This is a genomic window from Streptomyces sp. SAS_270 (assembly GCF_052543295.1).
Genome location: NZ_JBMNDS010000018.1, coordinates 131,063 through 141,590, shown reverse-complemented (window position 1 = coordinate 141,590; position 10,528 = coordinate 131,063). Strand labels below are relative to the sequence as shown.

The following is a 10,528-nucleotide window of genomic DNA, read 5'->3' as shown; positions in this document are numbered from 1 at the left end:
CCCCCCCCCCCCCCCCCCCCCCCCCCCCCCCCCCCCCCCCCCCGCCGCCGTGTCCGCCCGCCTACGCGCCCAGCCGGACGCGCAGCGCCCCCACGCCGAGGTCCGGCTCGTGCGCGGTGGCGGCGACCACCTCCGCCACGGCATCCATCAGCCGCTGCGGCTCGGGCATGACCTCGGTGTCGTAGGTGAGACTGACCTCGACCGTGCCGGGCTGGTCCATGTAGTAGTTGATCCACATCGCCGCCGTCGACGGGACCACCGGCCGGTCCCCCTCCCACAGCGGGGCGAGGAAGTCCCGCGACGCCGAAGTCGCCCTGGTCTCACCGTCGAAGGCCAGCGGGCGGGCGGGGGGAATGATGTTGAGGGCCACATTGCGGGGGGCCAGCGGCGCGACGTCGCGGATCGAACGGCCGTACGTCGGCGGGAGCTCCTCGTTGGTCCGGGCGTGCGCGATCAGCCAGTCCGCCACCGCGGCGGGCTCCGGGCTCGGCGGCAGCATGACGTACGGCTCCACGAGCGGTCCGACGACCAGGACGTCCTCCGGCCGCGCGTGTCCGTGCCGCAGACTGAGCACCGGCTGCGGTCCCTCGGCGAACAGACCCGTCGCGAGGGCGGTCGCGGCGGAGAGCAGCTGCGCCCGGGTGAGGCCGGTGTGCACGACCGCGGCGGTCAGGTCGGCGGGCACCCGCGGCGGCAGCGACCGGTCGAAGTAGCCGTTGATCTCGAAGGGTTCGGGCCACTTGGACCGGCCTCCGGGCAGATGCAGCGGCGGGCCGGGAAGGGGATGTCCCTCGAGCAGTCCGCTCCACTCGGACAGGCTCCGCTCCCTCTCCGCCTGAGCGGGCAGCGCGCGCACGAAGTCGGCGAAGCCGCGCCCTCGGGGCGTGTAGTCGCCCGTCCGGTAGGCACCGGCGAGGGCGCGGGTGAGCAGGCCGAGCGACCACCCGTCGAGCAGGGAATGGTCGAAGGACAGTGCCAGCAGCTGTTCTCCGCCGTGCGCGCCGCGGACGAGGCAGACGCGGCCGGCGGGCTCGTGGCGCAGATCGATCTTGTCGAACAGCAGGGGTGCGAGGTCGAGCGCCACCTCCTTGGCCAGTCTGCCGTCGACGACCGGCGACTCGACGTCGCGGATCTCCAACTTCAGGGGCGCGGGCTCCCGTTGGACCAGGCGGGGTCCGCGGTCGGTGGAGCGCAGCCGCAGGTGGAGCACGTCGGTGGCGAGGGAGACCCGCTCGACGGCCGCGGCGAGCCGAGCGGCGTCCAGCGGACCCTGCACCCGCAGCAGGTTCCACACCGGCTCCGCCGGATTCCTGCGCAGGTAGCCGTCGCTGTCCACCTCGCCGCCGGCGAGACTGCGCACGGGCATTCCGTAGGCCGGCAGGTCTTCGTACTCAGTGGGCACGACGGGACTCCCCAGCGCGTAGGACGAGAACGGCGTTGTGACCGCCGAATCCGAAGGAATTGCTCATGACCACGTCGACCCGGTGCTCCTGCGCGTGGTGCGGCACGAAGTTCAGCTTCTCGTCCATCGGCCGGTGGCAGTTGATCGTCGGGGGCACGACGCCGTGGTTGATGGCCAGCCCGGCGACGATCGCCTCCACCGCTCCCGCGGCTCCGATCATGTGGCCGGTCATGGATTTGGTCGAGCTGATGGGGATCCGCTCCGCGTGCGCGCCGAAGACCGCGCGCACGGCGTCCAGCTCGGCCCGGTCGTTGGCCTTGGTGGAGGTGCCGTGCGCGTTGATGTAGTCGACGTCCGTCGGGTGCAGTCCCGCGTCGGCGAGCGCGCCGCTCATCGCGGCCCGGACGCTGCGGCCCTCGGGGTGCGGGGCCGTCCAGTGGTGGGCGTCCGAGGTGGACGCGTAGCCCGCGACCTCGGCCAGGATCCGTGCGCCGCGGGCGTGGGCGTGTTCCTCGGACTCCAGGACCAGGACGCCGGCGCCCGCGCTCATCACGAAGCCGTCGCGGTCGGTGTCGAACGGCCGGGAGGCCTCCTCGGGCGCGTCGTTGCGGGTGGACAGGGCCTGGGCGTTGCCGCTGGTGGCGTAGTCGAGGCGGGTCAGGATGTGCTCGGCGCCGCCCGCGACGGCCATGTCGAGCACGCCGTGCCGGATCCAGCGCGCCGCCTCCCCGATCGCGTCCGCCCCGGACGCGCAGGCCGTACTGAGCGCCCGGGTGGGGCCGGTCACCCCGAAGTGGAAGCTGATCTCGCAGGCCGCGCTGTCCATCGCCCCGGTGATCTGGGCGAAGGGGCTCACGCGCTGCGGGCCTTTCTCGGTCAGGACGGAGACGTGCCGGGCGACCGACTCGGTGGGGCCGTAGCCCGTGCCGATCAGTACGCCGGTGCGCTGCCCTTCCGCCTCGTCCAGGGTGAGTTCGGCCTGGGCCATCGCCTCGGCGGCTGCCGCGAAGGCGTACTGCGCGTAGGCGTCCATACGGCGGGCCTGCTGGGGCTTCAGGTACTGCGCGACGTCGAAGTCCTCGACCTCGCCGCCGAAATCGGTGGCCAGGCCGGTGGTGTCGAGGCCGGTGAGCGTGGCGATGCCGCTCCTTCCGGCGGTCAGTGCGGTCCAGGTGCGGTCGACGGAGGGGCCGAGCGGGGTGACGGCCCCCCAGCCGGTGACCACCACCTTCCGCCGCGTCCCCGTGGCAACTATGGACAACCCGCTCTCCCTCACTCCCCGCCCGGTTCCCCGAGCACGGGGAAATCTCCGCCCGCGACGTCCGCGCCGAACAGGGCGTCCGACAGCCGTACGGGCACGTTGAGCACGACCACGTTCCCGGCCGCGCACTTCTCCCAGGCCCGTGCCACATCGGCCGCGAGTGACGCCTTGTCGGCCACGGTCACCTGGTGCAGTCCCACGAGCTGCGGCGCCTGCACCCCTACGGCCTCGGGGTCGACGAAGGCGTGGTCCGGCAACGGGCTTTCGCGCTGGTCGAGTTGGACCTGCAGCCAGCCGTAGCCGCCGTTGCGCAGCACGACGTAGAGCAGTCCGCCGCCGTAGCGGACCGCGGTCGGCAGGTCGGCGGCGGCCATGGCGAAGGCGCCGTCACCGACGAAGGCCACCACCGGCCGCTGGGGCGCGGCCAGTTTGACGCCGAGCGCGGCAGCGGCACCGAAGCCCAGGCTGGTCTGCTCGGAGGGCACGATCGAACCCGCCCCCGAGGCACAGGAGTAGAGCGGGAACCGATACGACCACATGTCCTGCAGGCCGTTCTCCTGCACCAGCACGCGGTCGGCGGGCAACTCCGCGTCCAGTGCCCGCAGTACCTCCGCGATGTGCAGGTCCGGGGAGTGCGCCAGCTCCTTGAGCCACTCCCGGTTCGCGGTGTGGATCTCGGCGTTCACCTCGCGGACGGTCGCGGCCCATGCCGGGTCCGCCGTGTCCTCCTGCCGCAGGTGCGCCAGCCAGGAGTCGACGGTCGCGCCCGCGTCGGCGAGCACCTTCGGTCCCTGCCGGTCGGTGGCGAAGTCGGCGGCCGCCAGGTTCACCTGGACGACCGGGACGTCCCGGCCGATGCCCTCGGGCCACTGGAACGTGGCCGTCTCCTCCAGCCTGCTGCCCAGCGCCACCACACAGTCGGTGTCCGCCCAGAGCCGCACCGCTTCCTTGGGGGTGTAGAGGCCGGACAGTCCGCAGAACAGCGGCGACGACTCGTCGACCGCGCCGCGACCGGACGCCGTACAGGCCACCGCGGCACCGATGCGCTCGGCGAACCGCTCGACCGAGCCCCCTCCGTTGCGGTGCCGCATACCGCCGCCGACCAGCACGATCGGCCGCCGCGCGCCGCGCAGCGTGCGCAGGGCGGCGGAATCGGCCGGGACGGTGATCTCGTACGGCGTCTCGGCCACGGTCGGCGCCGCCACGGCACCCTGCGTCACCTTGCCGCCCTCGGCGAGCAGCTGCTCGGGCAACTCCACGTAGACCGGGCCGTGTTCGTGCCGGGCGATCAGCAGGGCACGCTGCAGCGTGGGCACCAGCCGGTCGGGGTGTTCGACGCGCGCGGCGTACTTCACCAGGGGGGCGACCACGGCCAGTTGGTCGAGTTCCTGGAACGCCCCGCTGCCGCGGTGCTGCGCGGGCGTGCCGCCGCTGAGCAGCACCACCGGCGCCGCCGACGCGGACGCCTCCAGCAGCCCGGTGACCGTGTTGGTCACCGCGGGGCCCTTGCCCACCACGGCGACGGCGACCTCGCCGGACTGCATCGCCCAACCGGTGGCCATGAACACCGCGTTGCGCTGGTCGCGGCAGAGGACGAAGCGGATGCCGGCCTCGTGGAGCGCCGCCAGGGCGTTCATGTCGTCGCCAGGCAGACCGAACACGGTGTGCACGCCGGATGCGGACAGGACCGCGGCCGCGGTGGCCCAGGCTGCCGCCGCCGACGTGTCCTCGCTCCCGCTCATGACGCCTTCGGCAGGTAGTCGGCGATGGCCTTGGACAGCAGCATCGGCTCGGCGTGCCGTTCCTTGCCCAGGGCCACGTAGTTCGCGCGGATGCCGCGACCGCCGAACGGCTTGTTGCCGTCCTCGATCTCGACCAGGGTCTCGTCGGTGCTCACCATGTGCCGGTCACGCAGCACTGCGACGGTCTCGGGCATCCTTCCGAACACCGAGGCGGCCATGGAGCGTTCGGCGTAGTAGGGGTGCTTCAGCACGGTGTGCAACCACTCCGCCGAGGAGAACGGCACCACGTTGAAGACGGGTGCGAACAGCTCGGGCGGCAGGAACGTGGTGTCGGTCGGGTGGATCAGCACAGTCGGCCGCAGATGGCGGTCCATGAAGTCGATCCGGCCGCCGGCCGCGAGGAACTCCCGCTTGGTGCGCAGGTATTCGAGTGTCGACTCGAACGCCTCCTCGTAGAACATCGAGCTGTAGTCGGCCGACGCGTCGTCGGGTGTGCCGTGGCGCAGCGCGTCGACGCGCCGGCACAGCAGATTGCAGAACTGGGCGCTGACCGACGTGTGCACGAACACCACGTCCGGACCGAAGCAGTCCTGGCCGGAGTTGAGCATGCGCACCTTCATCAGACCGTCGACCGCGCTGCTCAACTGCGCGTCCGGGCCCACGACGACGGGGTTGATGCCCTGTCCGAAGAAGCAGAACAGCGTGTTGCGCGGCAGCTCGGCCCGGATCGACTCGGCGTTGTCGTACGAGCCGGTGAAGACCAGTACGTCGGAGGTGGCACCGGACTCGGCCATGAACTCGCGCTGCCCGCTGGCGTCCAGCGTGATCGGCAGACCGTGCACGGCACTGAGCAGTTCGTGCAGCTTGCGGGTCTGTGCCTCGATCATCCGGGAGGGCCGGAAGACCAGCTTCTGGCTGTAGAGGCTCGGGATGAGGAGGTACAGGATGTAGCCGTACAGCGGGATGTTGGACGGCATCAGCACGCTGATCTGCCTGACCGGCGGGGGGCTGTAGCGGGCGACTTCGGCGACCGCGCCGTCGAGGGCCTCCAGGGAGGCGTCGATCTCGTCCACCGCGGTCCGGTGGTTGCTGACCTCGGTGAGGATGGCGAGGACTTCGGACCTGCGCTCACTGAGCAGCCGGGCCACGTCCTGGAGCACGGTGATCCGGTCGCCGAAGGGGATCGCCGAACCGCCGGTGCCCGGAGCCGCGCCCGCCTTCGGCTCGCTCTCGGACTTGTCCGCTGCGCCCGCCCTGCCCTTCTGGGCGGCCTGTGCCATGTGGCGCAGTGCGGTGAGGTTGGTCTTGCCGTTGGTGTGGGCGGGGAACTCCGGTACGACGAGCACCTTGTTGGGCTGCTCGAACTCGGCGACCAGTTCGGCGAACGTCTTGCGCCACTGGGCGGCCGGGCGCTCCTCGGGATCGGCGACCACGTACACCAGCTCGGTGCCGAACCGCCCGTTCTCCACCGGGATGACGCGCACCGGCCTGCCGCAGGCGCTCGCCTTCGCGGTGATCGCGTCGGGGTAGAGGGTATTGCCGAAGCGGTGCACGGCGGCCTTGCGGCCGAGAACGCGTACGTTGCCGTCCGCGTCGAGGAAGCCCAGGTCCTGGGTGCGGTAGGCGGCGCGGTGGGTCTCGCGGACGCGACCGCCGGGTTCCAGTGTGCCCACCATGAGGTCGGGCGTGTGGATCACGACCTCGCCGACGTCCCCGGCCGGGACGGGCCGGTCCTCGTCGTCCACGACGCTCACCGTCACGCCGTCCAGGGGGAGGCCGCAGTACACCGGGTTGTCGGGGGCGGCCAGCGCGATGTTGCCCGCCTCGGAGCTGCCGTAGCCGTCGAGCAGCGGACGGCCGAGCCGGTCGGCGAAGCGCTGCCGCAGGTCGTCCTGCAGGGGTTCGCCGCCTACGCACCACATGCGCACCGACTCCAGCCGCGCGGCGTCGATCCGGCCGCGGTCGAGCATGCGCAGCAGGCCCTCGTACACGGCGGGCACCGCGTCCACCACGGTGACGCCCAGGTCGGCGATGGCCTCCAGGGCGACATCGGTGCGGCGGCTCGGCCGCAGGACCAGACCGGCCTTCGCCTGCCACCACAGCAGCAGTATGGACAGGCCGTACTGGTGGGTGAACGGGAGCAGCGGAAGCAGCACGTCCTTCTCGGTGTACCGCATCCGCTGCTGGGTGCGGGCCACGTTGGCGAGCACCGAACTGCCGGTCCGCACCACGCCCTTGGGCCGGCCGAGGCTGCCGGACGTCCACACGATCAGCGCGTCCTGACGCTGTGCCCACCGGTCGAGCGACAGCTCGGCCGGCTCGCCCGCGGGCGCCTGCTCCGTCTCGGCCTCGATCTCGCTCAGCGGAATCCAGTCGGCGTCGAGCCGCTCGAACGCGGGCACCGACTTCTCGTGGTCGGAGACGAAGAAACTGGCCCCTGCCTCCTGCACGAGGCGCGCGAACTGGCCCGGTGTGACACCGCGGTCCACCAGGCCCACGGAGACGCCGATCTCCATCAGCGCGAACGTTGCCAGCACTGAGGCCGTGGAATTGGTCGCCGATATCAGGACCCGGTCGGAATCACGTATGCCACGTTGACGCAGCGCACGCGCCATGCTTCCGCAATCGCTTCGGATCCGGTCCCACGAGCGACTTTCATCGTTGTGGCTGACGAGCACGTAGAAAACACCTCCGCTTTGATACGAATTCAGGCGCCCGGATCAGGCGGACAGGCTCTTTTCCACGTACGCGATCACGTCCGAGACCGTCTCCGCGCTCTCGGACAGGTCCTTTTTCGGGAGCGAGATGTCGAAGTGGTCGTCCAGCGCGAGAAACAGCTCGAACTTCAGCAGGGAATCGGCCTTCAGATCGGCGATCAAGGACATTTCTTCCGCCACCTGCTCCGGCGTCACGCACACCATTTCACCGAGAATGTTCTTCACGTCCTCGACGATCTGCTCTTTCGTCATGGCTCCTCCTGAAGTGAATGCCACCCGGACGGCACCCCGGAGCGGCCCAGCGCCCTTCGGACGCTAGAGGGAGCACCTCAAGCGCGAGTCAATCGTTCATGGACCGTTCTTGTGCCCACGCGATCGCGACGGGAGAAGCCGGGCGGAAGCCTCAGAAATCGCCCTGGATCAGGGCGTGCAGATGCTGGTCGTGCCAGCCGTCGGCGTGCAGCAGTGCGCCGCGCATGGTGCCTTCGAGGGTGTAACCGGCCTTGGCCGCGACCCGGCAGGACGCCGGGTTCGCCACCGAGTGGCACAGCCGGAGCCGGTGCAGGCCGAGGTCGTCCAGTGCCCACCGGCTCAGACGCCGGGTGGCCCCGACGACGACACCGCCGCCGCGCGCCGCGGGCAGTACCCAGTAGACGATCTCGGCGCTGCCGCTCCTGAGGTCGAGGTCCCCCCACCCGATCAGTCCCAGGGCTTCGCCTCCGCCGGGGCGGGCGATGGCCCAGATCGCCCCCGCCTAGGCCTGCCATCGCAAGTGCATGCGCGCGATCCTTCGGCGGGCGTCCTGCGGAGAGTCCACATGCAGAAGGTTCCAGAGCCGAATCGCGGGATCCTGACCGGCCGCCACCAGGACATCGGCGTCGCTCGCACGCCACGGCCGCAGTTCCAGTCCTCCAGCGAGACCGAGCGCCGGCTGTTCCATACCGGCCATCCGGCCTGCGGGTACGACGGGGGGTACGGGCGAGCCGGAGATCATTCCGGGATCGTGCCACATCCTTCCCGGCGCCGGTCGCCCGGCGCCCGTGGCCCTGTGTCCCGGACCCGCCACGACCGCTCGCGAACCAGGGCGATGAACGCGCGGGCGGCGGCGCCGGGCGCCCGGTCGGCCGAAGTGGCCAGCTGGAGCGGCCAGTCAAGGTCGGCGCCCGTCACCGGCAGCACGGTGATGCCGTCCGCCCCACCGAGGACGAACCGGGGCAAGAGCGCGATGCCCAGTCCGTGCCGGACGTACTCGGCACCGGTGCCGATGTCGTCGATCTGGAGGGTGACATGGCGCGGCACCCCGGCCGCGGCGAACGCGCGGTCGACTACGGCGCGGTTGCCGTAGCCGACCGGGAAGTCGATGAAGTCCAGGCCGGCGAGCTCACCGATGGGGACGGAGTCGCGTCCGGCGAAGGGGTGGCCGTCCGGGACGACGAGGTCGATCACCGAGCCGGTCAGACGGGTGAGCTCGATGCCGGGAGGGCGGGGCCCGGGCAGCGAGACGAACGCCAGGTCCAGCCGCCGTTCGGCAAGGGCGTCGAGATGCCCTTGTGATCCGGAGGGCGTGGGGCCCGCCCGCAGCAGCACGCCGGGGTGGCGGCGGTGGTACTCGCCGAGCAGCGCGGGCAGGTCGAGGAGCCCGACCGAGGTCATGGTGCCCAGGCGCAGGGTGCCACGTAGCCCACCGCGCACCTCGGCGACGGCGTCGGCGGCATCACGGGCCGCGTCGAGCGCGATCCGTGCCCTGGGCAGCAGTGCCGCACCGGCGTCGGTGAGCAGCACCCGCCGGGAATTGCGGTCCAGCAGCTGCGCGCCCAGTTCGCGCTCCAGGGCCTTGACCGCCGCGGAGACCGCGGACTGGACGATGTGCAGACGGGTCGCCGCGCGCGTGAAGTTCTGCTCTTCGGCGACGGCCACGAAGTACTCGAGATGACGGAGCTCCACGCCACAACTATCGCAGATCGCGATCGAAGTGAGCGTAAATGTTCGTTGGACGCGATGGCCGGCGGAGCGCAGAGTGGCACGAGCAAGACCGCTGCGGCCCACTACCGGACCGCCTCCCGTCCACCGACTTTCCGCCCATCCACCCGTCCTCACCGTTCCATCGGATCGGAGCAGTGCCATGACCACGTCGACGCCCTCGCGTCTTCTCCTCACCACCGGCGGCGACTCGCGGATCGAGTCAGGGTCCGCCTCTACGGCCTCTACGACCGATTCCGGCTCGCGCCGTCATGGCGTCGGCTTCTGGCTGGTCGCCCTGGCGTTCCTGGTCGCGATGGCGTTCTCCACCGTGCCCACTCCGCTGTATCCGCTGTACATGGCGCGGGACGGGTTCTCCACGTTCATGGTCACCGTCGTGTTCGCCGTCTACGCCGTCGGCGTGGTGATCAGCCTGCTGCTGGCCGGGCATGTCTCCGACTGGGTCGGCCGCAAGCGGGTCCTCGTGCCCGCACTGGCGCTGGAGCTGGTCGCCGCCGCGCTGTTCCTGACCAGCTCGGCGCTGCCGGTGCTGCTGGCCGCGCGGCTGATCACCGGGCTCGGTGTCGGGATGGTCACCGCGACCGCCACCGCGCACCTGCACGAACTGCACACCGCGCACCGGCCCGGCGCCTCGGGACAGCGCTTCGAGATGGTCTCCACCGCGGCCAACATCGGCGGCCTCGGGGTGGGCCCGCTGATCGCCGGGTTCCTGGCGCAGTTCGTGCACGCACCGCTGCGTACGCCGTATCTCGTGTTCGCCGTCCTGCTGCTGGTGAGCATGGTCGCCCTCGCCTTCGTTCCCGAGACGGTCGAGGAGCGGCTGGTCCGGCCCGCCTACCGGCCGCAGCGCATCAGTACCGACCACGGCGACCGCGCCGGTTACCTCGCCGCGGCGGCGGCCGGCTTCGCCTCGTTCGCGGTGTTCGGGCTCTTCACCTCGATCGCCCCGGGCTTCGTCGCCGGCACGCTGCACCACCCCTCCCGCGCGCTGGCCGGTGGCATCGTGTTCGCGGTCTTCGGCGGCGCGGCCCTCGCCCAGACGCTGACCAACCGGTTGCCCGCCCCGGCGAAGCGGGCCCTGGGCCTGCTCGCCCAGGCCACCGGTGTCGTCACTGTCGTGATCGGCATGCACACCGCCGACCTCGCGACGTTCCTGGTCGGCGGCGTCGTCGCCGGCATCGGAGCCGGGGTGCTGTTCAAGGCGGCCGTGGGGACCGTCGTCGCGATGGCCGCACCGGCCAAGCGCGGCGAGGCGCTCGCCGGGCTGTTCTTCCTCTCCTACCTCGGGCTGATCATCCCGGCCCTCGGCCTCGGCCTCGCCACTCTCACCGTGACCGCCACCACCGCCATGACCTGGTTCACCGGGATGCTCCTCATCCTGCTCGCGGGCGTGGCCGTCCTCGCCCGCCGCCGCTGAGCACGGGCG

7 protein-coding genes and 1 pseudogene are annotated in these 10,528 nt (G+C 71.4%); 1 reads left to right on the top strand and 7 read right to left on the bottom strand.

The genetic code is table 11. From position 1 onward, the window contains the following. Nucleotides 1–61: 61 nt before the first annotated feature. The 7 genes and pseudogenes from ACN6LB_RS15485 to ACN6LB_RS15455 form a co-directional block, all read right to left on the bottom strand. Nucleotides 62–1,402 carry a condensation domain-containing protein gene (locus ACN6LB_RS15485; protein ID WP_445026316.1) on the bottom strand — a complete coding sequence of 447 codons (1,341 nt, stop codon included), beginning with the start codon at nucleotides 1,400–1,402 and terminating at the stop codon, nucleotides 62–64. Next, nucleotides 1,392–2,663 (bottom strand): beta-ketoacyl-ACP synthase II, encoded by a 1,272-nt coding sequence (gene fabF, locus ACN6LB_RS15480; RefSeq protein ID WP_445026315.1) that lies wholly within the window; start codon nucleotides 2,661–2,663, stop codon nucleotides 1,392–1,394. The genes ACN6LB_RS15485 and fabF overlap by 11 nt, the downstream gene beginning before the upstream one ends. An 11-nt stretch (nucleotides 2,664–2,674) precedes the next feature. Further along, complete coding sequence (locus ACN6LB_RS15475; RefSeq protein WP_445026314.1) at nucleotides 2,675–4,405, bottom strand: thiamine pyrophosphate-binding protein; 1,731 nt, start codon at nucleotides 4,403–4,405, stop codon at nucleotides 2,675–2,677. Next, entirely contained in the window at nucleotides 4,402–7,083 is a 2,682-nt protein-coding gene (locus tag ACN6LB_RS15470; protein ID WP_356136278.1) for an aldehyde dehydrogenase family protein, read from the bottom strand. Before ACN6LB_RS15470 ends, ACN6LB_RS15475 begins: the two co-directional genes overlap by 4 nt. 42 nt (nucleotides 7,084–7,125) lie before the next feature. Further along, nucleotides 7,126–7,374 (bottom strand): acyl carrier protein, encoded by a 249-nt coding sequence (locus ACN6LB_RS15465; RefSeq protein ID WP_356136276.1) that lies wholly within the window; start codon nucleotides 7,372–7,374, stop codon nucleotides 7,126–7,128. A 151-nt stretch (nucleotides 7,375–7,525) separates the two neighbouring features. Further along, nucleotides 7,526–8,116 (bottom strand): annotated as a pseudogene (locus ACN6LB_RS15460) (GNAT family N-acetyltransferase). Then, nucleotides 8,113–9,066: a LysR family transcriptional regulator gene (locus ACN6LB_RS15455; RefSeq protein WP_445026313.1), complete on the bottom strand. Its 954-nt coding sequence runs from the start codon at nucleotides 9,064–9,066 to the stop codon at nucleotides 8,113–8,115. The pseudogene ACN6LB_RS15460 and the gene ACN6LB_RS15455 overlap by 4 nt, the downstream one beginning before the upstream one ends. Nucleotides 9,067–9,244: 178 nt before the next feature. Here ACN6LB_RS15455 and ACN6LB_RS15450 point away from each other — a divergent pair, with 178 nt between their 5' ends. Then, nucleotides 9,245–10,519 (top strand): MFS transporter, encoded by a 1,275-nt coding sequence (locus tag ACN6LB_RS15450; protein ID WP_445026312.1) that lies wholly within the window; start codon nucleotides 9,245–9,247, stop codon nucleotides 10,517–10,519. Nucleotides 10,520–10,528 lie beyond the last annotated feature (9 nt).

Coding starts and splice junctions, on each gene's coding strand:
- ACN6LB_RS15475 (WP_445026314.1), bottom strand. CDS start 4,405: ATGAGCGGGAGCGAGGACACGTCGGCGGCGGCAGCCTGGGCCACCGCG.
- ACN6LB_RS15465 (WP_356136276.1), bottom strand. CDS start 7,374: ATGACGAAAGAGCAGATCGTCGAGGACGTGAAGAACATTCTCGGTGAA.
- ACN6LB_RS15450 (WP_445026312.1), top strand. CDS start 9,245: ATGACCACGTCGACGCCCTCGCGTCTTCTCCTCACCACCGGCGGCGAC.